This window comes from Agreia sp. Leaf283, assembly GCF_001422485.1.
Classification (GTDB): domain Bacteria; phylum Actinomycetota; class Actinomycetes; order Actinomycetales; family Microbacteriaceae; genus Agreia.
This window is the reverse complement of the sequence record NZ_LMNF01000001.1, coordinates 1722574-1746052: the sequence shown is the minus strand read 5'-3', so window position 1 is coordinate 1746052 and position 23479 is coordinate 1722574. Positions and strand designations below refer to the sequence as shown.

General features: G+C 65.4%; 34 protein-coding genes. 3 read left to right on the top strand and 31 right to left on the bottom strand.

Annotated elements, in window-relative coordinates; all coding sequences use genetic code 11:
• Positions 1-12 precede the first annotated feature (12 nt).
• Positions 13-501, top strand: a complete 489-nt coding sequence (locus ASF51_RS07900) for a hypothetical protein (RefSeq protein WP_055927127.1) — start codon at positions 13-15, stop codon at positions 499-501.
• Positions 502-524: 23 nt separating this feature from the next.
• Complete coding sequence (locus ASF51_RS07895; protein ID WP_055927124.1) at positions 525-971, top strand: SRPBCC family protein; 447 nt, start codon at positions 525-527, stop codon at positions 969-971.
• 5 nt (positions 972-976) lie between these two features.
• Here ASF51_RS07895 and ASF51_RS07890 read toward each other — a convergent pair whose 3' ends face one another.
• The 6 genes from ASF51_RS07890 to ASF51_RS07865 all read right to left on the bottom strand — a co-directional run bounded on the left by ASF51_RS07890 (position 977) and on the right by ASF51_RS07865 (position 6597).
• Positions 977-2125: a mannitol-1-phosphate 5-dehydrogenase gene (locus ASF51_RS07890; protein WP_055927121.1), complete on the bottom strand. Its 1149-nt coding sequence runs from the start codon at positions 2123-2125 to the stop codon at positions 977-979.
• Positions 2122-2559 (bottom strand): PTS sugar transporter subunit IIA, encoded by a 438-nt coding sequence (locus ASF51_RS07885; RefSeq protein WP_055927118.1) that lies wholly within the window; start codon positions 2557-2559, stop codon positions 2122-2124. The genes ASF51_RS07890 and ASF51_RS07885 overlap by 4 nt, the downstream gene beginning before the upstream one ends.
• 108 nt (positions 2560-2667) lie before the next feature.
• Positions 2668-4239, bottom strand: a complete 1572-nt coding sequence (locus tag ASF51_RS07880) for a PTS mannitol transporter subunit IICB (RefSeq protein WP_055927115.1) — start codon at positions 4237-4239, stop codon at positions 2668-2670.
• 67 nt (positions 4240-4306) lie between these two features.
• Complete coding sequence (ptsP, locus tag ASF51_RS07875; protein WP_055927112.1) at positions 4307-5959, bottom strand: phosphoenolpyruvate--protein phosphotransferase; 1653 nt, start codon at positions 5957-5959, stop codon at positions 4307-4309.
• A gap of 12 nt (positions 5960-5971) precedes the next feature.
• Complete coding sequence (locus ASF51_RS07870) at positions 5972-6238, bottom strand: HPr family phosphocarrier protein (RefSeq protein ID WP_055927109.1); 267 nt, start codon at positions 6236-6238, stop codon at positions 5972-5974.
• A 35-nt stretch (positions 6239-6273) separates the two neighbouring features.
• Positions 6274-6597 (bottom strand): PTS sugar transporter subunit IIB, encoded by a 324-nt coding sequence (locus tag ASF51_RS07865; RefSeq protein WP_055927106.1) that lies wholly within the window; start codon positions 6595-6597, stop codon positions 6274-6276.
• A 156-nt stretch (positions 6598-6753) separates the two neighbouring features.
• Between ASF51_RS07865 and ASF51_RS07860 the strand changes: the two genes are divergently transcribed.
• Positions 6754-8667, top strand: a complete 1914-nt coding sequence (locus tag ASF51_RS07860) for a transcription antiterminator (protein ID WP_055927103.1) — start codon at positions 6754-6756, stop codon at positions 8665-8667.
• Positions 8668-8812: 145 nt separating this feature from the next.
• On the opposite strand, the gene ASF51_RS07855 is transcribed toward ASF51_RS07860, so the two are convergent.
• The 25 genes from ASF51_RS07855 to ASF51_RS07735 form a co-directional block, all read right to left on the bottom strand.
• Positions 8813-9100 (bottom strand): GIY-YIG nuclease family protein, encoded by a 288-nt coding sequence (locus tag ASF51_RS07855; protein ID WP_055927098.1) that lies wholly within the window; start codon positions 9098-9100, stop codon positions 8813-8815.
• Positions 9101-9321: 221 nt separating this feature from the next.
• Positions 9322-10152 (bottom strand): type I methionyl aminopeptidase, encoded by an 831-nt coding sequence (gene map, locus ASF51_RS07850; protein ID WP_055927096.1) that lies wholly within the window; start codon positions 10150-10152, stop codon positions 9322-9324.
• Positions 10149-10745, bottom strand: coding sequence for an adenylate kinase (locus ASF51_RS07845; protein ID WP_200926100.1), 597 nt, complete (start codon positions 10743-10745; stop codon positions 10149-10151). The genes map and ASF51_RS07845 overlap by 4 nt, the downstream gene beginning before the upstream one ends.
• Complete coding sequence (gene secY, locus ASF51_RS07840) at positions 10742-12064, bottom strand: preprotein translocase subunit SecY (RefSeq protein ID WP_055927092.1); 1323 nt, start codon at positions 12062-12064, stop codon at positions 10742-10744. Before secY ends, ASF51_RS07845 begins: the two co-directional genes overlap by 4 nt.
• A gap of 129 nt (positions 12065-12193) precedes the next feature.
• Entirely contained in the window at positions 12194-12883 is a 690-nt protein-coding gene (rplO, locus tag ASF51_RS07835; protein WP_055927090.1) for a 50S ribosomal protein L15, read from the bottom strand.
• Positions 12883-13068 (bottom strand): 50S ribosomal protein L30, encoded by a 186-nt coding sequence (gene rpmD / locus ASF51_RS07830; protein WP_044440029.1) that lies wholly within the window; start codon positions 13066-13068, stop codon positions 12883-12885. The genes rplO and rpmD overlap by 1 nt, the downstream gene beginning before the upstream one ends.
• A complete protein-coding gene (rpsE, locus tag ASF51_RS07825; RefSeq protein WP_044440027.1) occupies positions 13068-13739 on the bottom strand; it encodes a 30S ribosomal protein S5 in 672 nt (223 codons plus the stop codon). Before rpsE ends, rpmD begins: the two co-directional genes overlap by 1 nt.
• A 29-nt stretch (positions 13740-13768) precedes the next feature.
• Complete coding sequence (rplR, locus tag ASF51_RS07820; RefSeq protein WP_055927088.1) at positions 13769-14140, bottom strand: 50S ribosomal protein L18; 372 nt, start codon at positions 14138-14140, stop codon at positions 13769-13771.
• Between the two features lie 2 nt (positions 14141-14142).
• Positions 14143-14679 carry a 50S ribosomal protein L6 gene (gene rplF / locus ASF51_RS07815; RefSeq protein ID WP_055927085.1) on the bottom strand — a complete coding sequence of 179 codons (537 nt, stop codon included), beginning with the start codon at positions 14677-14679 and terminating at the stop codon, positions 14143-14145.
• 6 nt (positions 14680-14685) lie between these two features.
• Entirely contained in the window at positions 14686-15084 is a 399-nt protein-coding gene (rpsH, locus tag ASF51_RS07810; RefSeq protein WP_044440024.1) for a 30S ribosomal protein S8, read from the bottom strand.
• Positions 15085-15267: 183 nt separating this feature from the next.
• Entirely contained in the window at positions 15268-15858 is a 591-nt protein-coding gene (rplE, locus tag ASF51_RS07805) for a 50S ribosomal protein L5 (protein WP_044440023.1), read from the bottom strand.
• On the bottom strand, positions 15858-16217 hold the full coding sequence (gene rplX, locus ASF51_RS07800; RefSeq protein WP_044440022.1) for a 50S ribosomal protein L24: 360 nt from the start codon (positions 16215-16217) through the stop codon (positions 15858-15860). The genes rplE and rplX overlap by 1 nt, the downstream gene beginning before the upstream one ends.
• Before the next feature lie 3 nt (positions 16218-16220).
• Positions 16221-16589, bottom strand: a complete 369-nt coding sequence (gene rplN / locus ASF51_RS07795; protein ID WP_044440021.1) for a 50S ribosomal protein L14 — start codon at positions 16587-16589, stop codon at positions 16221-16223.
• A gap of 35 nt (positions 16590-16624) precedes the next feature.
• Entirely contained in the window at positions 16625-16930 is a 306-nt protein-coding gene (gene rpsQ / locus ASF51_RS07790) for a 30S ribosomal protein S17 (RefSeq protein ID WP_044440020.1), read from the bottom strand.
• Positions 16930-17259 (bottom strand): 50S ribosomal protein L29, encoded by a 330-nt coding sequence (gene rpmC / locus ASF51_RS07785; RefSeq protein WP_044440019.1) that lies wholly within the window; start codon positions 17257-17259, stop codon positions 16930-16932. The genes rpsQ and rpmC overlap by 1 nt, the downstream gene beginning before the upstream one ends.
• Positions 17259-17678, bottom strand: a complete 420-nt coding sequence (rplP, locus tag ASF51_RS07780) for a 50S ribosomal protein L16 (protein ID WP_055927082.1) — start codon at positions 17676-17678, stop codon at positions 17259-17261. Before rplP ends, rpmC begins: the two co-directional genes overlap by 1 nt.
• A 2-nt stretch (positions 17679-17680) precedes the next feature.
• A complete protein-coding gene (gene rpsC / locus ASF51_RS07775) occupies positions 17681-18490 on the bottom strand; it encodes a 30S ribosomal protein S3 (RefSeq protein ID WP_055927079.1) in 810 nt (269 codons plus the stop codon).
• Entirely contained in the window at positions 18490-18885 is a 396-nt protein-coding gene (gene rplV, locus ASF51_RS07770; RefSeq protein WP_055927076.1) for a 50S ribosomal protein L22, read from the bottom strand. Before rplV ends, rpsC begins: the two co-directional genes overlap by 1 nt.
• Before the next feature lie 24 nt (positions 18886-18909).
• Positions 18910-19191, bottom strand: coding sequence for a 30S ribosomal protein S19 (gene rpsS, locus ASF51_RS07765; protein WP_044440015.1), 282 nt, complete (start codon positions 19189-19191; stop codon positions 18910-18912).
• Positions 19192-19203: 12 nt separating this feature from the next.
• Positions 19204-20043 carry a 50S ribosomal protein L2 gene (gene rplB, locus ASF51_RS07760; protein ID WP_044440013.1) on the bottom strand — a complete coding sequence of 280 codons (840 nt, stop codon included), beginning with the start codon at positions 20041-20043 and terminating at the stop codon, positions 19204-19206.
• A gap of 18 nt (positions 20044-20061) precedes the next feature.
• A complete protein-coding gene (gene rplW / locus ASF51_RS07755) occupies positions 20062-20367 on the bottom strand; it encodes a 50S ribosomal protein L23 (protein ID WP_044440011.1) in 306 nt (101 codons plus the stop codon).
• Between the two features lie 2 nt (positions 20368-20369).
• Positions 20370-21032 (bottom strand): 50S ribosomal protein L4, encoded by a 663-nt coding sequence (gene rplD, locus ASF51_RS07750; RefSeq protein WP_055927073.1) that lies wholly within the window; start codon positions 21030-21032, stop codon positions 20370-20372.
• 3 nt (positions 21033-21035) lie between these two features.
• Complete coding sequence (gene rplC / locus ASF51_RS07745) at positions 21036-21707, bottom strand: 50S ribosomal protein L3 (RefSeq protein ID WP_055927070.1); 672 nt, start codon at positions 21705-21707, stop codon at positions 21036-21038.
• Between the two features lie 17 nt (positions 21708-21724).
• Positions 21725-22033 (bottom strand): 30S ribosomal protein S10, encoded by a 309-nt coding sequence (gene rpsJ, locus ASF51_RS07740; protein WP_018171443.1) that lies wholly within the window; start codon positions 22031-22033, stop codon positions 21725-21727.
• 407 nt (positions 22034-22440) lie between these two features.
• Positions 22441-23412, bottom strand: a complete 972-nt coding sequence (locus ASF51_RS07735) for a DNA topoisomerase IB (protein ID WP_055927067.1) — start codon at positions 23410-23412, stop codon at positions 22441-22443.
• Between the last annotated feature and the right edge of the window lie 67 nt (positions 23413-23479).

Below are 23479 nucleotides of genomic sequence, written 5' to 3'. Positions count from 1 at the left end.
AGTGTTGTGCCGATGGTCATCGTCTCCGTATGTGCGTTCGGCGTCGTTCTGGCGATCCTGGCGCACCTCGTGCTGCTGCCCCTGGCGAAGCGTCGACCGGTTCTCCTCCGCGGGGCGGAGTCCTACGCGCTCGGCGCCCTCGTCATTGTAGCCGTGGCGTTCCTTAGCGTCTGGACCCTGCCCGCGCTGCTGCTTCTCGTCGCGCAGCTCGTCGTGGCGCTCGTGTGGCGGCCCTGGGTGGCGATCGGCCTCGAGACCGAGCAGGTGCTGGCGGCCGTGGTGAAGGCATCCACGATGGTGCGCGTAAAGCGCGTTCCCGCCGACGACAGCACGTTCGTCATGGGTGAGAAGTCGACCCTGATCGTGCGTGCCGTGGCGTCTCGCGTTCAGCTCGTCACGATCCAGGTCTCCGCGTCGAACGCCACCGGCCTCAAGAAGATCGCCCTCTTCCGCAACGTTCTGCGCAAGACTGTTCAGAACTACTCCCTCGGTCGAGGCTGACCGGCAACCAGGAAGGAACCGCAATGGCCAGCGCCAAAGCACTCATCGTCATCCGCAAGCCCGTCTCCGAGGTGTTCGAGTACACCGCGAGTGCCGAGAACGGTCCGGCGTTCATTCCGAACCTGAACGAGAACACGAACATCACGCCCGAGAAGGCCGGTGTCGACCAGACCTTCGACTGGCGCTTCAACATGGCCGGGGCCGACCTGCGGGGCAAGGCCGAGGGGATCGCGTTCGAGGTGGACAAGAAGGTCACCCTGCGACTCACCGGCGATGTGAACGCCACGTGGGACTACACGTTCGACGACCTCGGCGACGGCACCACGCGCATCACCACCGAGATCCTCTACGAGGTCGAGCCGACCGTTCTGCAGAAGGTCGTCAACGCGACTCTGCTCGATCGCATCAACCAGAACACGATCGAGCAGATGTTCGACAACCTCAAGCTGATCCTCGAGAGCGACGACTGACTCGGTTAGCTCTTCTGCACCCGCTCGACCACGCGCACGACGTGGGCGTAGAGGGGGTGGGAGGCGTCGAGCCCGGTCAGGTGTGACGTCGCGTCCTCGGCCGTCGACGTGGCGAGCAGCTCCTTCAGCTCCACGCTCTGCGCGTCCTCCGGCAGATCGAAACGCAGCGCGGCACCGATCGCGCCCAAGAGGGCCTCGGGCACGAGGCCTCGCTCGGCGAGCTCCGCCGCCGGGCCGATGAAGCGCTCGTGTCGGCTGAGCTTGCGCACGGGCTGGCGTCCGACCCTGGCCGGGGTGTCGGGAAGGAACGGGTTCGCGAAGCGCGTCAGGTTCTTCTGAACGTATGCCTCCTGCACCTCGGGGTCGAAGTCGTACTTCGCGATGAGCAGGGTCTTGGTCTCGTCGAGCACCGCGGCGACCCGGGCGAAGACCTCGGGGCTGCGCATGGCGTCGGCCAGCGTGGCAGCGCCCTCGAGAAAGCCGAAGTAGGCCGTGGTGGCGTGGCCGGTGTTCACGGTGAAGAGCTTGCGCTCGATGTAGGGCGCGAGATCGTCGACGAAGTGGGCCTCGGCGATCTCGGGCAGGTCGTCGCCGAAGGGGCCGGATTCGATGGCCCACTCGAAGAAGTCCTCCACGGTCACGTCGAGTCCGGCGTCTGCGGCCTGGCCGGGAACGATGCGGTCGACGGCCGTGTTCGCGAACACGGCACGCGCGTCTATGGATGCGAGGGCCGCGTCGTCGAGTCCTGCCACGATCTCCTGCTTCAGCAGGTCGGTCGCGTTGATGGCGTTCTCGCAGGCCATGACGGCGAGCGGCTTCAGCGACGCGTCGCGGATGTTGATGGCGCGCGCGATGAGCGGCGCGACGAAACGCAGGATGTTCGGGCCCACCGCGGTCGTGACGATGTCGGCCGAGGCGATCTCGGCGACGACGTCCTCCTCGTGCGTGGCCGAGTTAAGAGCACGGTAGTTGTCGACCGTCCAGCTCTTCGACGACGCTCCCACCTCGTGCACCCGGTAGCTGGGCGTCGAGGCGAGCGAGTCGATGAGCTCGGCGTTCACGTCGGCGAACACCACCTCGTAGCCGGCGTTGTGCAGGATCAGTCCGACGAAGCCGCGACCGATGTTGCCGGCACCGAAGTGCACAGCCTTCATTCGTTCACCTCGCCGAGCAGCGCGAACAGCGCGGGGGCGTCAGGCGCATCCAGAAGCTTCTGCACCTCGTCGTCGTCGGAGAAGATGATGGCGATCTTCGAGAGGATGTCGAGGTGGCCGTTGTCTTTGCCGGCGATGCCGACGACGAAGCGCACCTCGTTGCCCTCCCAGTCGATCGGGTTGGCGTAGCGCACGAACGACAGGCCGGAGGCGAGGATCGTGTCCTTGCCCTCGTTCGTTCCGTGGGGAATGGCCAGGAAGTTGCCCATGTACGTCGAGACGCTGGTCTCGCGCTCGAGCATGTAGTCGACGTAGTCGTCGGTCACGGCGCCGGCGGCAACGAGAATGGATGCCGCTTCGCGGATCGCGTCCTCCTTGGTGGTCGCGGTGCCGTCGACACTGATCGATTCGAGGTCCAGTACTTTGTCGCTCATGACGTCCTTCGTTCGCTTCGTGGGGCTTCGTCGGTGATGCAGGCCAGGGCCGCCCGGCCGCCGGAGTCGTGCTCCGACGGCCGGGGGCGTCCTGGGGTCAGGATCAGGCTACGCCTGGTCCGTGGGGTGCTGGGCTGCGACCTGGTTCACGACCTCGTCGTACCGCGGGCTGTTCATGAAGTTGTCGACCGACACGTGCTGTGCGTTCGGCGTCTTCTGCTTCGCCCTGTCGGTGAGCTCCTTCTGGGTGATCACCAGGTCGATGTCGTCGGTCAGGTTCGCGATGGCGAGGTTTCTGACGGAGACGTCGGTGATGCCGGCCTTCTTGAGCTTGTTCCGCAGGACGGAGGCTCCCATGGCGCTCGATCCCATGCCGGCGTCGCAGGCGAACACGATGTTCTCGAGCTTCGCGGCTGTCGCCACGCCACCGGCTGCGGTCGCGGTGGCGGAGGCGCCTGCGTCCGTGCCCAGGAGCGATCCGACGCGGCTCTCGCCACCCTTGTTGGCGGCGTTGGCCGCGAGGGCTGCGCCCAGGGCGTCCTCACCGGCGGCCTCGGCTGCGAGGTCCTTCTTGCGGCTCGCCCGGAGGATGATCATCGACACGAAGAACGTGACCGCGGCCGACAGCAGAACCGACAGCGCGACGCCGAGGTAGCTGTCCGATGCGGTCTGCGCGAAGATCGCGATGATGCTTCCCGGGGCCGCAGGAGCACGGAGGCCCGAGTCCATCAGCATGTTGGTGGTGACGCCGGTCATGCCACCCGCGATGAGGGCGATGATCAGGGTCGGCTTCATCAGGGCGTACGGGAAGTAGATCTCGTGGATGCCGCCGAAGAACTGGATGATCGCGGCTCCGGGAGCGGAGGCGCGGGCCGCGCCGATTCCGAACACGACGAACGCGAGCAGCAGGCCGACACCGGGGCCGGGGTTCGCCTCGAGCAGGAACAGGATCGACTTGTGGCTCTCGCCGGCTGCCTGCTCGATGCCGAGGGGGGTCAGCACGCCGTGGTTGATGGCGTTGTTCAGGAAGAACACCTTGGCGGGCTCGATGATGATGCTCGTCAGGGGCAGCAGGTTCGTGTCGACGAGCCATCCGACGGCGCCGCTGAGCAGCGACATGATGCCGTTGATGACGAAGGCCACCGGGTAGAACCCGATGATCAGAAGGATGAAGCCCCAGATACCGGCCGAGAACATGTTTACCAGCATCTCGAAGCCGGGCCGTATCTTGCCGTCCCACAGGCCGTCGAGCCACTTCATCGAGTACGCGGCGATCGGGGCCATGATCATCGCACCGATGAACATGTGCACCTGTCCGAGCTCCGACGCGTCGGGGTTCTCAGCCAGCGCCGCCGCGTTGATCTGCGCGATCAGGTAGTCAGACCCGCCGATGACACCCATCAGGGCGATCGAGGCGACGACTCCACCGCGCACCTGGTAGATCATGTGGCCGCCCGTGTAGGCGATCAGGATCGGCAGGAGGTAGTGGATGAACGGCCCGACGATGGTCGCCAGCTGCTCGTTCGGCAGCCATCCGACATCGATGAAGAGGGCCGTCAGCAGGCCCCACGCGATGAGGGCGGGGATGTTCGGCATGATCATGCCGGAGAGGAACGTGCCGAACCGCTGGACGCGAACTCGGGCACCTCCCGACGTGGTCGTTTCTGACGTCGTCGTCATGAGCGTTCTCCTTGTTTTCTGTGTTGAAGGGGTGTGTGTGGTGCGGGTGTGTGGTGCGGGTGGTACGTCAGGAGGACGCGCTGGCGGACACCGCTGCGCGGGCCTCCATCGCGCTGTTCGCCTTGAGGGCGAGTTCGGCGAAGTGCTGGGCCTGCTCGATCGTGTAGAGACGCAGCTCCGCACGAACGTCCGCAAGCGCAGCGGGTGACATCGAGAGGCTCGTCGCTCCGAGCCCGACGAGCACGACGGCGAGCAGCGGGTCGGCAGCAGCCTCGCCGCAGATGCCGACGGGCTTGCCCAGTGCGGCCCCGGCCTTGCCCACTTCGCCGACGAGGCGGAGCACGGCGGGGTGCCACGGGTCCTGGAACGACGCGACGCTTCCGAGGAGGCGGTCGGCGGCCAGCGTGTACTGGGTCAGGTCGTTGGTTCCGATCGACGCGAAGTCGGCGTCGACCAGGATGCGATCCGCGAGCAGGGCGGAAGAGGGCACCTCGATCATGACGCCGGCCGTCTTCAGGCCCACCTCGCGGGCGATGGACGTGAAGTAGCGCGTCTCCTCGAGGGTCGACACCATGGGCGCCATGACCCAGACCTCGGCCGTGTTCTCGGCCTCGGCGTTGCGGATGGCGGTGAGCTGGTCGCGCAGGATCTGCTCGTTCGCCCGCAGCGCCCGCAGGCCGCGGAGCCCGAGCGCCGGGTTCTCTTCTGGAGCGTCGTTCAGGAAGCTGAGCGGCTTGTCGGCCCCGGCATCCAGTGCCCGAACCACGACCTTCTTGCCGGGGAACGCGGCGAAGAGCGCCGAGTACTGCGACTGCTGTTCTGCGACCGTCGGCGCCTGCGCCGAGTCGAGGAACAGGAACTCGGTGCGGAACAGGCCCACGCCTTCGGCTCCCAGCTCCACGGCCTCTGCCGCTCCGCCCGAGGAACCGAGGTTGGCCAGCAGGGGGATCGCCGTGTCGTCGGCGAGACGGCCGGGACCGGCGGGCGCCTTGGCCAGCGATGCGCGCTCCTGGATGGCGATCTTCGCCTTGAAGCGGGCATCCTCGTCGGGGTCGACCGTGACGGCGCCCGTCGAGGCATCCACGATCACGGTGGTGCCGTTCGGAATGTCGAGCGCACCGGCGACGCCGACGACCGCGACGATCGACTTCTCGCGGGCGAGGATGGCCGTGTGCGAGGTGGGACCGCCGTCGCTCGTGATGAGCCCGAGCACCTTGTCGAGGTTCAGCAGAGCCGTATCGGCCGGAGCGAGGTCGCGGGCGACGAGCACGAACTGGTGGTCGGGATCGGGCACGCCGGGAGCCTCGACACCCTGGAGCTGCGCCACGACACGCTGCGACACGTCGTCGAGGTCGGTCGCCCGCTCCCCCATGTATCCGCCCATGCTCACGAGCAGGTCGCGGAAACTGGCGAAGGCCTCGAACACGGCACGCTCGGCGGTCTTGCCCGTCTCGAGCCGCGCCTTGACGTCGTCGGAGAGGGTCGGGTCCTCGGCCATGAAGGCCTGGGCCTCGAGCACGTCCTTCGCGGATCCGCCGGCGCGCTCGCCCCGTGCACGGATGCCGGCGGCCGTGGCGGCCAGCGCGACCGCGGCCCGCTCCTTCTCAGCGTCGACGCTCAGCGCCGACGGCGCATCCTGCGGTTCGGGAAGCGGTGCCGGCATCTGCAGCACCGTGCCCATGGCCATTCCGCGACCGATACCTACTCCGGTGAAAGTCATGTCCGCCGCCGCTCAGGCTGCGTCGTGGTCGGTCGAGAGCAGGGCCGCGAGCTCGTCGAGCACCGCGTTCTCGTCGTCGCCCTCGACAGACAGCACAACATCGTCGTTGTGGTCGATGCCGAGCGAGATGACGCCGAGGATGCTCGCCGCGTTCACCGTCTTCTCGCCCTTCGTCAGCTGAACGGGCACGCCGGCCTTGGCGGCCGCCTGCGTGAAGATCGACGCGGGACGGGCATGCAGTCCGTGCGTCGAAGCGATGGTGACGGTGCGTTCAGCCATGATTTCTCCTTGATTTTCGTATGTCGTTCGGTCTGTCATGCCGAGGTGGTTCGTTCGGCGTCGCTGCCCAGCACGAGATCGAGCGCGGCTTCCTCGCCGCGCGTGCCGAACACGGTGTCCGGCAGCAGGGCGCTTCTCGCACCGGCCTCGTCGGCGAGCCGGGTGAGCTCGTCGAACTGCGCTGCGAGGTGAGAGCCGACCAGCAGCACGTCGACCTCGCCCAGGCGTTGGGCGAGACCTTCGGTGCTGGATGCCGCTACGGTGATGTCGATTCCGCGACCGCGGGCGGCCGCACGAAGGCGATGGGCCAGAAAGGTGCTCGACGCACCGGCACCGCAGACAACCAGTACTCTGTGCATCTCCCGCCTCCTTGCGATCACGTCCAATACTCTCGGAGAAGTCACGGCTTCGCGCCCCATTCCGCCCCAGAAAACTTTCCGCAGGGGAGGAAGCGGGCTCGCGGCAATTAGTCTGGAGGCGCCCGTGATGGTTGACTCGGGTCGGGAGCCACCAGCATGAATGAGAAGTACGAACGCCTTTTGGACTATCTGTCCCAGGCCGACGGCTGGGTGACCGCTGCCGAGCTCTCCGACAGGCTGGGCGTCACGACACGCAGCGTGCGCAGCTACGTCACCGCCGCGAAGACCGCCTCGCACCCGCACGAGACGATCCAGTCGGGCGTGCTGGGATACCGCGTCGACCGCGACGCACTGGCGGCCTTCCGCGCGGAGGGACGCAGCTCGGAGCCCGAGACGCCCCGCGACCGCATCTACCAGCTCGTGCGACTGCTCGGCAACGCGCCCGACGGTCTCGACGCGCGCAGCCTCGCCGCCGGGCTGTTCGTCAGTGATTCCACCCTCGAGCAGGACCTGCGCAAGGTCAAGCTGCTCGTCGAGTCGGAGGACCTGTCGCTCGTCAGGCGCGTGAACCACGTCTCCCTCGTCGGATCGGAGGCGAACCACCGCCGCCTGTTGAGTCGCATGTTCCGAGAGGAGAGCGCTCAGGGGTTCCTCGAGCTCGAGCGGGTGCAGCGCGAGTTCGAGTCCGAGAACCTCGGAGGCTTCAAGACCGAGCTGATCGAGATGCTCGACGCCCACGGCTACTTCGTGAACGAGTACGGCGTCAACAATGTGCTGCTGCACCTCATGATCGCTCTCGAGCGGCAGGACAGGGACCAGGCGGGCGACGCGCCCCTCGTGGCCGGCGGTCCCCGGATCGCCGAGATCGCCTCGGCGCTCTCCGGCCTCGTCGTGAAGCACTTCTCCGTGTCGCTCAGCACCACCGATCTCGACTATCTCGCCGTTCTGCTCACCACACGGGTCGTCACCCCTGGCCACGACCAGCCGACCGACGAGGTCGTCGAGAACTACGTCGATGCCGACGTGCTGGCGACCGTGCGCGAGATCGTCGCGCTCGTGCAGCAGGAGTACCTCATCGACCTCGCCGACGAGGAGTTCATGGTGCGGCTGTCGCTGCACGTGCGCAACCTGGTCGCACGGGCTCACGACAATGCCTACTCGGCCAATCCGCTGACCCGGTCGATGAAGACGTCGTATCCGATGACCTACGAGCTGTCCGTCTACATAGCCAGCCAGCTCCAGCGACGCGCCGGCATCCACATCAACGACGACGAGATCGCGTTCATCGCCCTGCATGTGGGCTCGTATCTCGAGCGCAGGCAGCGGCGAGGCGACAGGCTGCGCTGCGCCGTGGTGTGCCCGAACTACTACGACATGCACGAGATGCTCACGGAACGCATCCAGCGCGCCCTCGGCGACGAGCTCGACGTGGCGATCGTGATCACCCGCACCGACGTCGACTGGGCGGAGCTCGACGCCGACCTCGTGCTCACGACCATCGCCTCCCGTGCGCCGCGCGAGAACGAGGTCGTCATCCAGCCGTTCCTCACCGACGGCGACATCGAGAACGTGCGACGCGCGATCAGCCGGGTGCGTCGGCACGCCCGCCGCATGCAGATCAAGGACGACCTGCTTCTCTATTTCGACGAGGCCCTGTTCTTCCGCGAACTCCACGCGTCGAGCGAGGTGGAGATGATCGAGACTCTCGGCCGCCGCATGGTCGACCAGGGCGTCATCGAGCGCTCCTACGTCGACGGGGCCGTGGAGCGGGAGCTCATGTCGTCGACGGCCTTCACCGACAGCATCGCCGTGCCCCACGCGATGGCCATGACCGCGAGCCGCACCTCGATCGCCATCGTCATCAACGACTCGGCCATGGCCTGGGGTGAGAACAGGGTGAACGTGATCGCGTTCATCGCCTTCGCCGCCACGGGGCGTACCTCCTTCCAGGAGGTCTTCGACCAGTTCGTCGAGGTCTTCTCCGACAGGGAGGATGTGCAGCGCATCATCAAGCGCGCGGTGGACTTCCCGAGCTTCATCGAAGAACTCGTCCACATCATGGACAAATAGCAGCTGCTCCCTGAGCCCGTCGAAAGGGCACCCGCTCCCTGAGCCTGTCGAAGGGGCGCCCGCTCCCTGAGCCTGTCGAAGGGGCGCCCGCTCCCTGAGCCTGTCGAAGGGGCGCCCGCTCCCTGAGCCTGTCGAAGGGCCCGCGTCATTTCCCCGTTCGACCACCCCGGGCAAGGCCAGGCAGGTCGCCCCAGCGTCCTTCGATCAGAGCCTTCTTCTTCGCTCTGCTCCAGCCCTGTACCTGCTTCTCGCGGGCGAACGCAAGGCTGACCTCGTCGGAGTGCTCCGAGTAGACCAGCCGCACGGGAAGATGCGTGCGAGTGAAGTTCGCGCCGAGCCCGTTGTTGTGTTCCCAGACCCGCTTCTCGAGGTCCCAGGTGCTGCCGACGTAGTAGGCGCCATCGGCGCACTCGAGGATGTAGATGAATGGCATGCCACAGTGTGGCGCGGCCGTGATGGCGGGCGCGGGAGTTCTCCACAGGCCCGTTCGCCGACCCTGTCGAAGCGCACGGACCCTCACGACCCCCTTCGACAAGCTCAGGGAACGGAGACTACCGCTCGCTGAGCCTGTCGAAGCGCACCAGTCCCTTCGACAGGCTCAGGGAACGGAGACTTCCGCTCGCTGAGCCTGTCGAAGCGCAGCAGACCGCGGGGTTAGCGGATGGGGGTCGGGGTGACGCCGAAGGGGGCCAGGCCCGCCGCGCCGCCGTCGTGCGCGGTCGTGACCCAGATGCCGTCGGCGTGGACAGCGACGGAGTGCTCCCAGTGCGCTGCGACGCTGCCGTCGTCGGTCGCGACGGTCCAGTCGTCTTCGCGCACGAAGGTCTCGATCGACCCCAGCGTGACCATCGGTTCGATGGCGACGACGAGGCCGGGCCTGACGTCGGGCCCCTTGGCCCTGACCCTGTAGTTGAAGACGGGCGGTGCCTCGTGCATGCTGCGACCGATGCCGTGCCCGATGTAGTCGGTGACGATGCCGAACGTTCCCTGCGCCTCGATGTACTCCTCGATCGCCTCGCCCACCTCGTTCAGGTGACGGGCCGTGCTGAGGCGGGCGATGCCGGCCCACAGAGAGCCCTCGGTGACGTCGCTGAGTCGTTTTCTTTCGGCCACGAGCTGCGGACGGGAATCGTCGGGGATGACGACGGTGAAGGCCGAGTCGCCGTTCCAGCCGTCGACCTCGGCGCCGTTGTCGATCGACACGATGTCGCCCGGCTGCAGCACGCGGTCGCCCGGGATGCCGTGCACCACGTCGTCGTTGACCGATGCGCAGATGGTGTGCCGGTAGCCCGGAACGAGCTTGAAGTTCGACACTCCCCCGCCCTCGACGATCACCCTCTCGGCGATGGCGTCGAGCTCGAGGGTCGTGATGCCGGGCCGGATGGCCGCACGGACCGCGTCGAGAGACGCGGCCGTGAGTGCGCCCGGACGCACCATGAGCCTCAGCTCGTCTGGCGTCTTGTAGATGTTCTTTCGAAAGCTCATCGCGCCGCGAGGGCGGTGACGATGCGCTCGGTGACCTCGTCGACCGCGCCCAGTGCGTCGACGGCCACGACGAGCCCTCGGCTCGCGTAGACGTCGATCAGCGGCGCCGTCTGGTCTGCGTAGACCTCCTGGCGGTGACGGAGCACCTCTTCGGTGTCGTCGGCCCGACCTTCGACCAGGGCGCGCTTGCGCAGCCGATCGACGACCTCGTCGACGTCGGCGACCAGCTGCACGACGGCGTCGAGGCGCGCGCCGTCCTGGGCGAGGATGCGATCGAGTTCGTCGACCTGCTCGGTCGTGCGCGGATACCCGTCGAGCAGGAAACCGCCCACCACGTCGGGCTGAGTCAATCGATCGCGAACGAGATCGTTCGTGAGGGAATCGGGCACGTAGGAGCCCGACTCGACGATCGCCTGCACCTGCTTGCCCAGCTCGGTGCCCTCTTTGATGTTGGCTCGGAAGATGTCACCGGTCGAGATCGCAGGAATACCGTAGATCTCGGCCAGCTTCGCCGCCTGCGTGCCCTTGCCGGCCCCGGGAGGACCGATGATCAGCAGCCGCACGGTTCCCGTGACCGTGTCGACCGACGTCATCGCAGGAGGCCTTCGTAATGCCGCTGCTGCAGCTGCGAGTCGATCTGCTTGACGGTCTCGAGGCCCACGCCGACCACGATCAGGATGGAGGCTCCACCGAACGGGAAGTTCGAGGTGGCGCCGACCAGCGCGAGCGCTATCAGGGGAATCAGGGCGATGAGACCCAGATAGATCGAGCCCGGCAGGGTGACGCGGGTCAGCACGTAGTCGAGGTACTCGGCCGTCGGGCGACCCGCACGGATGCCGGGGATGAAGCCGCCGTACTTCTTCATGTTGTCGGCGACCTCTTCAGGGTTGAAGGTGATCGCAACGTAGAAGTACGTGAATCCGACGATGAGCAGGAAGTAGAGAAGCATGTAGAGCGGGTGATCGCCCTTGGTGAGGTAGTTCGTGACCCAGGTGACCCACGCGGCCGGTGTCTGACCGGCGGCGGGCTGGTTGAACTGGGCGATGAGCGCCGGCAGGTACAGAAGCGACGAGGCGAAGATCACGGGAACGACGCCCGCCATGTTGACCTTGATCGGGATGTACGTGTTGTTTCCGCCGTAGGTTCGCCTGCCCACCATGCGCTTGGCGTATTGAACGGGGATGCGTCTCTGGGACTGTTCGACGAACACGACGGCCGCGACGATCACCAGACCGACGGCTATGACCAGGAGGAATGTCTCGAAGCCCTTGGCCTGAGCGATGCTCCAGAGCGAGGTGGGGAACTGCGCCGCGATCGAGGTGAAGATCAGCAGCGACATGCCGTTGCCGATGCCGCGCTCGGTGATGAGCTCGCCCATCCACATGATGAGTCCGGTGCCGGCGGTCATGGTGATGACCATGAGCATGATCGCGTACCAGGCGTCGTCGGTGATGAGCTGCGTGCACTCCGCCACCGTCGTGGTGCCGAAGAGGGCTCCCGAGCGAGCGACCGTGATGAGCGTCGTCGACTGCAGCACGGCGAGGGCGATGGTGAGGTATCGCGTGTACTGCGTGAGCTTGGACTGCCCGGCCTGGCCCTCCTTGTGGAGAGTCTCGAAGTGCGGGATGACCACGCGCAGCAGCTGGGTGATGATCGATGCCGTGATGTACGGCATGATTCCCAGCGCGAAGATGCTCAACTGCAGGAGAGCGCCACCGGAGAAGAGGTTGACGAGCTCGTAGAGGCCCGACGTGTTTTGGTTCGCAGCGAGGCACAACTGCACGTTTCCGAAGTCCACGAATGGCGCGGGGATGAAGGATCCCAGACGGAACAGTGCGACGATGCCGAGCGTGAACCCGATCTTCCGGCGGAGATCCGGGGTGCGGAAGATCCGCGCGACGGCTCTAAACAAAAAATGCCTCCTGCTAATTGGCGAAAGTGATGGCGCGAAAGCCCCCGGCAGACTCAGGGAGTCTATCGGGGGCTCTCGTCGAAACCGTAGCGGGCGGGTGAATGAACACCCGCCGCACCGGAAGGTGCGTTACTTTACGGAGCCACCGGCGGCAACGATCTTCTGTTCGGCTGAACCGGAGACCTTGTCGACTGCAACGTTCAGCTTAACCGTAATGTCGCCCTGCCCGAGAACTTTGACCTTCTCGTTGTTGCGGACGGCACCCTTGGCGACGAGGTCACTGATCGTGACCTCTCCACCTGCGGGGTACAGCTCGGCGAGCTTCTCCAGGTTCACGACCTGGTACTCGACGCGGAACGGGTTCTTGAAACCACGCAGCTTCGGGGTGCGCATGTGCAGAGGCATCTGCCCACCCTCGAATCCGACGCGGACCTGGTAACGGGCCTTCGTGCCCTTGGTTCCACGACCGGCGGTCTTACCCTTGGATCCCTCACCACGACCGACGCGCGTACGCGCCTTCTTGGCACCGGGTGCGGGGCGAAGGTGGTGAACCTTGAGGACCTGCTCACGGGGAGCGACCTCTTCGGTCTTGGCAGCCTTCGGCTCAGCTTTCGCAGCAGCCTTGGGAGCTGCAGCGGCGGCCTCGGCCTTGTCTGCCTTGGGGGCAGCGGCCTTCTTGGGCGCGGCAGCCTTCTCCGCCTTGGGGGCGGCCTCGGCCTTGGCGGCCTTCGGAGCCTTCGCGGCGGTCTCTGCCTTGGGAGCAGCGGCCTTCTTCGGAGCAGCCTTGGCGGCCGTCTCCTTCTTAGCTTCTTCAGCCATTAGTCAATCTCCTCAACCTTCACCAGGTGAGCGACGGTGTTGACGTAGCCACGGTTCTGCGAGTTGTCCTCGCGGATGGTGACGTCGCCGATGCGCTTGAGTCCCAGGCTGCGAAGGGTATCGCGCTGGTACTGCTTCTCACTGACTTTGGACTTGATCTGGGTTACCTTGAGGCGCGCGGCCATCATGCACCTGCCTTCGCAGTTGCCGCGGCCTCGCGAAGCGCTGCCTCGGTGCGGAGCAGACGGGCCGGAGCCACGTCTTCGTAGGAAAGACCACGACGTGCGGCGACGGCGCGGGGCTCCTCGAGCATCTTCAGAGCCTCGACGGTCGCGTGCACGATGTTGATCGTGTTCGACGAACCGAGCGACTTCGAGAGGACGTCGTGGATGCCGGCGCACTCGAGCACGGCGCGGACGGGGCCACCTGCGATAACACCGGTACCGGCGGCCGCGGGACGAAGGAGAACGACGCCTGCGGCGGCCTCTCCCTGAACCGGGTGCGGAATGGTGTTGCCGACGCGGGGAACGCGGAAGAAGTTCTTCTTGGCCTCTTCGACGCCCTTCGAGATGGCGGTGGGAACCTCGCGGGCCTTGCCGTAGCCGACGCCGACGAGTCCGTTGCCGTCTCCGACGACGACCAGCGCGGTGAAGCTGAAGCGACGACCACCCTTGACGACCTTGGACACGCGGTTGATCGTGACGACGCGCTCGAGGAACTGGCTCTTCTCGGCGTCGCGGCTTCCGCGGTCTCCGCGGTTGGGGTTGCGCTCACGGCCTCCGCGACGAGCCTCGCGGGGCTCGGTCTGGTTTGCCTCCGTCGATGCGGCGGTCTCTACCGGGGCTTCAACAGCCACAGCGTTCTCCTTAGTAGTGTTTTCGGTGCTCACAGGTTCAGCCCACCTTCACGAGCGCCCTCGGCGATAGCCGCGACGCGTCCTGCGTAGCGGTTTCCGCCGCGGTCGAAGACGACTGCTTCGATGCCGGCTGACTTCGCGCGCTCGGCGACGAGTTCGCCGACCTTGCGTGCCTTGGCGGTCTTGTCGCCGTCGAACGATCGCATGTCGACCTCGAGGGTCGATGCCGACGCGAGGGTGTGACCCAGTGCGTCATCGACGACCTGCACGAAGACGTGGCGAGCCGATCGAGTCACGACGAGACGGGGGCGGAGGGCAGTGCCCTCGACCTTCTTGCGGAGACGGTCGTGCCGGCGCGAACGCGCAGCAGACTTGCTCTTTCCTCTAGTTCCGAGACCCATGGTTACTTACCACTCTTTCCGGCCTTGCGGCGAACGACCTCGCCGGCGTAACGCACACCCTTGCCCTTGTAGGGCTCGGGCTTGCGCAACTTACGAATGTTTGCGGCAACCTCACCGACGGCCTGCTTGTCGATTCCGGTGACCGTGAGCTTGTTGACGCCCTCGACCGAGAAGCTGATGCCCGCGGGCGGCTCGACGGTGATCGGGTGCGAGTAGCCGAGCGCGAACTCGACGCTGGCGCCCTTGGCTGCAACGCGGTAACCGGTACCGACGACCTCGAGGCTCTTGGAGTAGCCCTCGGTGACACCGATGATCTGGTTGGCGATCAGGGTACGGGTAAGACCGTGCAGCGAACGCGACTCGCGCTCGTCGTCGGGACGGGTGACCAGAACCTGGCCATCCTCGATCTTGACCTCGATGGGACTTGCAACGGTGAGCGCGAGCTCACCCTTCGGTCCCTTGACGGCGACGGCCTGGCCGTCGATCTTTACTTCGACCCCAGCAGGGATCTCAATGGGAAGTCGTCCAATACGTGACATCAGTAATCACCAAACGTAGGCGAGGACTTCCCCACCCACGCCCTTCTTGGAAGCCTGGCGGTCTGTGAGCAGACCGGAGGAAGTCGAGAGGATTGCAACGCCGAGGCCACCGAGAACCGTGGGGATCTCCGTCGACTTCGCGTAGACCCGGAGGCCCGGCTTCGACACGCGCTTGATGCCCGCAATGGAGCGCTCGCGGTTCGGACCGAACTTGAGGGAGAGCGTCAGGGTCTTGCCGACCTCTGCGTCCTTGACGTCCCACGCCGAGATGTAACCTTCGGCCTTGAGGATGTCTGCGATGTGAGACTTGAGCTTCGAGTGCGGCATGGACACGGTGTCGTGGTATGCCGAGTTCGCGTTGCGCAGTCTGGTCAGCATGTCTGCGACCGGATCTGTCATTGTCATTGTGTGTTGCCTTTCGCCTGGTTTCGACACCCTTTACGAGGGTGCCGACCTTTGGTGGTGAACCCCGCAGAACCTGCGAGGCCTTTCATTGCATGCGTTACGCCCGGACCGTGAGACACGGCCCAGGCGAAACGGCAAACAACAAAGCTTATCCCACGCGGTCGAAAACCGCGCGGGACGAGACTATGCGGGAGTGTTCTCCGCGTTGCGGAACGGGAAGCCCAGCGCCTTGAGCAGCGCGCGACCTTCGTCGTCGGTCTTGGCGGTCGTGACGACGGTGATGTCGAAGCCACGAACGCGGTCGATCTTGTCCTGGTCGATCTCGTGGAACATCGACTGCTCGGTCAGACCGAACGTGTAGTTTCCACGGCCGTCGAACTGCTTGTCGCTGAGACCACGGAAGTCGCGGATACGGGGAAGCGCGAGCGACAGCAGGCGGTCGAGGAACTCCCAGGCACGGTCGCCACGAAGCGTGACGTGTGCGCCGATGGGCTGGCCCTCACGAAGCTTGAACTGGGCGATCGACTTGCGGGCGAGGGTGACCTGCGGCTTCTGGCCCGTGATCGCGGTGAGGTCCTTGACGGCCCCATCGATGATCTTGCCGTCGCGGGCGGCCTCGCCGACACCGGTGTTGACCACGATCTTCACGAGTCCGGGCACCTGGTGCACGTTCGTGAAGCCGAACTCCTCCTGGAGCTGCTTCGAGATCTCGGAGCGGTACTTCTGCTTGAGACGGGGCTGGATTTTGCCAGACACCACTGCAGTATCGGTCATTACAGGTCCTTACCTGACTTCTTGGCGTAACGGATGCGGACGGTCTTGGTGACGCCGTCCTTCGTTACCTCTTCGGTGCGGAAACCGACGCGGGTCGGCTTCTTGGTCTCGGGATCGACGATCGCGACGTTCGACACGTGGATCGGGGCCTCGTGGGTCTCGATGCCGCCGGTCTTCGTGCCCCGCTGGGTCTGTCCGACGCGGACGTGCTTCGTGATGAAGTTCACGCCCTCGACGACGACGCGGTTCTTCTCGACGAGTACCTCGAGGACACGACCCTGCTTGCCGCGGTCTCCGCCGCGGGCCTGGGTCGCGCCCGTGATGACCTGAACGAGGTCACCCTTCTTGATGTTTGCCATGACTTAGATAACCTCCGGCGCCAGCGAGATGATCTTCATGAACTTCTTGTCGCGAAGCTCGCGGCCGACCGGGCCGAAGATACGGGTACCACGGGGGTCACCGTCGGTCTTCAAGATCACTGCGGCGTTCTCGTCGAACTTGATGTACGAACCGTCGGGACGACGGGTCTGCTTCTTCACGCGAACGATGACGGCCTTGACCACATCGCCCTTCTTGACGTTTCCGCCGGGGATCGCGTCTTTGACGGTGGCGACGATGACGTCACCGAGACCGGCGTACCGGCGGCCTGAGCCACCGAGAACGCGGATCGTGAGGAGCTCCTTGGCGCCGGTGTTGTCGGCGACCTTGACTCTGGATTCCTGCTGCAGCATTTTCTACTCTTCCTTAGGCGAAGTAAGCGCGAGGCCTACTTGGCCTTCTCGAGGATCTCGACCAGGCGCCAGCGCTTCGTGGCGCTGAGGGGACGGGTCTCGCTGATGAGGACGAGGTCGCCGATGCCGGCGGAGTTCGCCTCGTCGTGGACCTTGACCTTGGACGTGCGGCGGATGACCTTGCCGTACAGGGGGTGCTTCACGCGGTCTTCGACCTCGACGACGATGGTCTTCTCCATCTTGTCGCTCGTGACGTATCCACGACGCGACTTGCGGTAGCCGCGGGGGGCTGCCGTGGTCTCGTCGGCCGGCGTTGCAGCCGCATCTTTAGTCGTTGCCATTACTTGGCCTCCTCAGCCTCAGCGGCCGGGGCGTCTGCCGAAGCGGTCGCATCCTTCTTGGCCTTGCTTTTCTTTTCTGCCTTGGGAGCCACGGCAACCGGAGCGGGCGTGGCACGAATGCCCAGCTCACGCTCACGGATGATCGTGTAGATGCGCGAGATGTCGCGCTTCACGGCGCGCAGGCGTCCGTGGCTCTCGAGCTGGCCGGTAGCCGACTGGAAGCGAAGGTTGAACAGTTCTTCCTTCGCCTTCCGCAGCTCTTCGACCAGGCGGGCGTCTTCGAATGTGTCGAGCTCGACAGGGGCGAGCTCCTTGGAACCGATCGCCATTATGCGTCGCCCTCCTCGCGCTTGATGATGCGTGCCTTGAGCGGCAGCTTGTGGATGGCCCGGGTGAGGGCTTCGCGTGCGATCGTGTCGCTGACGCCGCTGAGCTCGAAGAGCACGCGACCCGGCTTGACGTTCGCAACCCACCACTCGGGTGAACCCTTACCGGAACCCATGCGGGTTTCGGCGGGCTTCTTGGTGAGCGGGCGGTCGGGGTAGATGTTGATCCACACCTTTCCGCCTCGCTTGATGTGACGGGTCATCGCAATACGAGCGGACTCGATCTGGCGGTTCGTCACATAGGCGGGGGTGAGGGCCTGGATGCCGTACTCACCGAAGCTGACCGTCGTGCCGCCGGTGGCGTGGCCACTGCGTCCGGGGTGGTGCTGCTTGCGGTGCTTGACTCTGCGTGGAATCAACATGGTTATGCCTCAACTCCTGCTGCAACGGGAGCCTCTGCCTTGGGGGCGGAGGCGCCAGCGCCTGAATTCGTGCCGGCAGCACCACGACGGGGACGGTCGCCATCGCGGCGGTCGTCACGACGGTCGGGACGCGTCGACTTCTGGTTGGCCTGCTCGCGAGCAAGCTCCTTGTTGGTGATGTCACCCTTGTAGATCCAGACCTTCACGCCGATGCGGCCGAAGGTGGTCTTGGCCTCGTAGAAGCCGTAGTCGATGTTCGCGCGAAGGGTGTGCAGCGGCACGCGACCCTCGCGGTAGAACTCCGAACGGCTCATCTCGGCGCCGCCGAGACGGCCGGAGACCTGGATTCGAACACCCTTGACCGATGCGGTGCGCTGGGCGCCCTGCATTCCCTTGCGCATGGCACGACGGAAGGCGACGCGAGCGGTGAGCTGCTCCGCGATTCCCTGTGCAACGAGCTGGGCCTCGGCCTCGGGGTTCTTGACCTCGAGGATGTTCAGCTGGATCTGCTTGCCCGTGAGCTTCTCGAGGTCGGTGCGGATGCGCTCGGCCTCGGCTCCACGACGACCGATCACGATGCCCGGACGGGCGGTGTGGATGTCGACGCGAACTCGGTCACGGGTGCGCTCGATCTCGATGCGGGCGACGCCGGCACGATCGAGCGAGGTGCTGAGCAGCTTGCGGATCTTGACGTCTTCTGCAACGAAGTCCGCGTAGCGCTGCCCAGGCTTCGTCGAGTCGGAGAACCAACGCGACACGTGGTCGGTGGTGATACCGAGACGGAAGCCGTACGGGTTTACTTTCTGTCCCATTACTTCTTACCTGCCTTCTTCGTGGCCGTTGCCACTGCTGCCTCGTCGGGCGTGTTCAGCACGATCGTGATGTGGCTCGTGCGCTTCAGAATCTGGAACGCGCGGCCCTGTGCACGGGGCTGGAAACGCTTGAGGGTGGTTCCCTCATCGACGAACGCGGCCGAGACGAACAGGTCCTGCTCGTCGAGGTAGCTGTTCGACGCGTCGGCCTTGACCCGAGCGTTCGCCATGGCGGACGCGACGAGCTTGTAGACCGGGTCGGACGCACCCTGCGGCGCGAACTTCAGGATCGCCAGTGCTTCGACTGCCTGCTTGCCGCGGATCATGTTGACGACGCGACGAGCCTTCATGGGGGTGACGCGGATGTGTCGCACGCGTGCGATTGACTCCACCATTTCTCTCCTCCTTTCGCCACCGCGTTAGCGGCGACGGCCCTTCTTGTCGTCCTTCACGTGCCCACGGAAGGTGCGGGTGGGAGCAAACTCTCCGAGCTTGTGCCCAACCATGGTTTCGGTGACGAACACCGGGATGTGCTTACGACCGTCGTGGACGGCGATCGTGTGGCCGAGGAACGCCGGGATGATCATCGATCGGCGCGACCAGGTCTTGATGACGTTCTTGGAACCGGCTTCGTTCTGGGTGACAACCTTGCGATACAGGTGGTCGTCAACGAAGGGGCCCTTCTTGAGACTGCGTGGCATCTTCTACAACTCCTACTTACGCTTCTTGCCGACGGTACGGCGACGAACGATGAGCTTGTCGCTTTCCTTGTTGATGTGCCGGGTGCGGCCTTCCTTCTGGCCCCAGGGGCTCACAGGATGACGTCCACCGGAGGTCTTTCCCTCACCACCACCGTGCGGGTGGTCGACCGGGTTCATGGCGACACCACGCACGGTCGGGCGAACGCCCTTCCAGCGCATACGGCCGGCCTTTCCCCAGTTGATGTTCGACTGCTCGGCGTTGCCGACCTCGCCGATGGTTGCGCGGCAGCGGGCGTCGACGTTGCGGATCTCACCGCTGGGAAGACGAAGCTGTGCGTAGGGGCCGTCTTTGGCGACGAGTCGAACCGAGGCACCGGCGGAGCGGGCCATCTTGGCGCCACCGCCCGGCTTCAGCTCGATCGCGTGGATGACGGTACCCGTGGGGATGTTCTTGAGCGGCAGGTTGTTGCCCGGCTTGATGTCGGCCGAGGCGCCCGACTCGACGATGTCGCCCTGCGCCAGCTTGTTCGGAGCCAGGATGTAGCGCTTGGTTCCGTCGAGGTAGTGCAGCAGAGCGATGCGCGCGGTGCGGTTGGGGTCGTACTCGATGTGAGCGACCTTCGCGTTGACGCCGTCTTTGTCGTTGCGACGGAAGTCGATCACGCGGTACTGGCGCTTGTGGCCACCACCGATGTGACGCGTCGTGATGCGACCTGCGTTGTTTCGTCCACCGGTCTTCGAGAGGGGACGCAGCAGCGACTTCTCGGGGGTGGAGCGGGTGATCTCCGCGAAGTCGGCGACGGACGAACCGCGACGACCCGGGGTGGTGGGCTTGTACTTGCGAATAGCCATTTCTATATCCCTCTGGCCCTAGCCGACAGCGGTGAAGATGTCGATGGTGCCGGACTTGAGCGTGACGATGGCGCGCTTCGTGTCTTTGCGCTTGCCGATGCCGAACTTGGTGCGACGGGTCTTGCCGACACGGTTGAGCGTGTTGATCGACGCGACCTCGACCTTGAAGATCTTCTCGATGGCGAGCTTGATCTCGGTCTTGTTCGAGCGGGGGTCGACGATGAACGTGTACTTGCCCTCGTCGATCAGGCCGTAGCTCTTCTCGGAGACGACCGGCGACAGGATGATGTCGCGCGGATCCTTGTTGAATGCAGCGTTGCTCATGTCTAGACCTCTTCCTGAGCAGTGTTCTTCGACTTGGCCGCGACGAATGCGTCGAACGAGGCCTTGGTGAAGATGATGTCGTCGGAGACGAGCACGTCGTAAGCGTTCAGCTGGTCGGCCGGCAGCACGTGCACGGTCGGGATGTTGCGAACGCTCTTGAGGCTCAGCACGTCGTCGCGCTCGAGCACGATCAGAACGTGCTTCGAGGTCGCGACCTGGCTGAGCAGCTCGAGAACACCCTTGGTCGACGGGGTGTCGCCCTGGGCGAGCGACTCGACGACATGAACGCGTCCACCGCGTGCGCGGTCGGACAGCGAACCGAGCAGAGCAGCGGCGATCATCTTCTTGGGGGTGCGCTGGTCGTAGCTGCGCGGGGTCGGTCCGTGGACGATGCCACCACCGGTCATCTGGGGGGCGCGGATCGAGCCCTGACGAGCGCGACCGGTTCCCTTCTGCTTGAACGGCTTGCGACCGGCACCGGAGACCTCGCCACGACGCTTGGTCTTGTGGGTTCCCTGGCGGGCGGCGGCGAGCTGGGCGACGACGACCTGGTGGATCAGCGGGACATTGGTCTGGACGTCGAACAGCTCGGCGGGAAGGTCGACGGTGCCGGCCTTCTTGCCCGTGACGTCGACGACGTCAACCGTGGTAGTTGCGGTAGCCATGAACTAGGCCCCCTTCACTGCGGTACGAACGAAAACGAGACGGCCACGAGCTCCGGGAACGGCACCCTTGATGAGGATGACGTTCTTCTCGGCGTCGATGGAGTGCACGGCGAGGTTGAGCACGGTGACGCGCTCTCCACCCATGCGACCGGCCATGCGCATGCCCTTGAAGACGCGCGACGGGGTCGACGAGGCTCCGATGGAACCGGGCTTGCGGTGGTTGCGGTGTGCACCGTGCGAGGCATTGTCGCCTCGGAAGTTGTGACGCTTCATGACACCGGCGAAACCCTTGCCCTTGGAAGTGCCGACGACGTCGACCTTCTTGCCGGCTTCGAAGACGGCGTCGACGGTGAGCTCCTGGCCCACCGTGTAGTCGGCCGCGTCGGCGGTGCGGATCTCGGTGATGTGACGACGGGGCGTGACACCGGCGGCGTCGAAGTGACCCGTGGCAGGCTTGTTCACCTTGCGGGGGTCGATCTGGCCGGCGGCGATCTGCACGGCGACGTAGCCGTCGCGCTCGACGGTGCGCACCTGGGTGACCACGTTCGGGGTGATCTCGACGACGGTGACGGGGATGAGACGGTTGTTCTCGTCCCAGACCTGGGTCATGCCGAGCTTCTTGCCGAGGAGACCCTTGCTGGTCTTGGTGGCTGCTGCTTGTGTAGGCGTAGACATAGTGTTCAGTCCCCCGCTTAGAGCTTGATCTCGATGTTGACGTCTGCCGGCAGGTCGAGACGCATCAGCGAATCGACGGCCTTGGGCGTGGGATCGATGATGTCGATCAGACGCTTGTGCGTGCGCATTTCGAAGTGCTCGCGGCTGTCCTTGTACTTGTGGGGCGAACGGATCACGGCGATCACGTTCTTCTCGGTCGGCAGCGGTACCGGACCGACGACGGTCGCACCCGCGCGGGTCACCGTGTCGACGATCTTGCGCGCCGAGGAGTCGATGACCTCGTGGTCGTACGACTTAAGTCGAATGCGGATCTTCTGTCCCGCCATGTGTGACTCACTCTCTTGTCTTGCGTCTTACCGCCTGGAGGCAGCATTGGACGCGCTTGCTTGCTCGAGCCTTGCGGCCCGTGCTCGATACGCCCGCAGTCGGTCGCACCACTGTTCTTCTGTCAATGTCCTTGCGGACCCAACCCGTCACACGCAGCGCACAGGACGAACCCGTCACGCCGAGAAATAGGATTGAAGTGTGTTCTGCTACCCGCGGCCCAGCTCTCAACCTCGGATCGTGAGACCCAGTGGGCTAGCTGTGCACTGCCTGGCAGTGATTTCGCGCACGCAGAGCGGCGCGAAAATGTTGAACTAGACGAGTTTGCCACACCCGAGGGGCATCGTGCAACCCGGGCGTGTCGCGTTGGGCGTGTCGCATCGGGCGGCGGATGCGCTGGCGCGTCGGTTCACTCGAACAGGAGTGCTCTGAGCTCCGACTCGGCCGAGCCCAGCCGCGCAGGATCGATCGTCGTTCCCGCCTGGTAGTGGTCGACGACCCGGGGATCGACGTAGCTCTTCTTCGCGATCGACGGGGTATTGCCGAGCACCTCCGCGGCATCGCGCATCGCCTGCGCGAGAGCCCGGGAGCGGGCGGTGACGCGCTGCTCGGGCCCGTGCTTCGCCAGGCTCACCGCAGCCGCGACCGTTCCGTGCAGGGTCCGGAAATCCTTAGCCGTGAACTGGCCGCCCGTCTTCTCCCGCACGTAGTCGTTGATCTCGTCGGCGGCGATCGGATGCCAGTTGCCGGCACCCGCACGCCAGGCCAGCAGGCGGGCCCGCGGCCCCCGGTGCTTGAGCGCGCCGACCACCGTCGCGAGGTCCGCGTCCCGGATGTCGCTCTCCCACGCCTGGCCGCTCTTCGCCGGGAACGCCAGGTGCACGATGTCGCCGCTGACCCGCGCGTGCGCTCCCAACAGGGTGGAGAGGCCATGGCTGCCGTTCGATTCCGCGTAACGCTCGCTGCCGACCCGCAGCGAGCCCGTGTCGAGCATCCGGAATGCGGCGGCCAGCGCGCGTTCACGGCTGGGCTCGCCGCTGCGGAGATCGATGGTGACCGCGCGTCGGGCCGTGGGCAGCGACTCGGCCAGCGCGAGTGCGCGGTCGAACTTGATGCGGTCCTTCTGCTCTCGCCATGTCGGGTGGTAGATGTACTGCCGGCGGCCGGCCGCATCGATGCCGGTGGCCTGGATATGACCATTGGCGTAGGGCGCGATCCAGACGTCGGTCCAGGCCGGCGGGATGGCGAGGCGTTCGATACGCTGACGCAGCTCGGTGTCGGCCACGACCGTGCCGTCCGCGTTGCGGTACGAGAATCCCCGTCCGGCTTTGACACGGTGCAGGCCCGCGCCCGCAGAATTGCTTCGCCTCAGCCTGACCATCCCATCATTCTGGGCGCGCGAAGCTCATCTGTCAGATGCGGCGGCCGGGGTTGACAGAGGGCTCCAG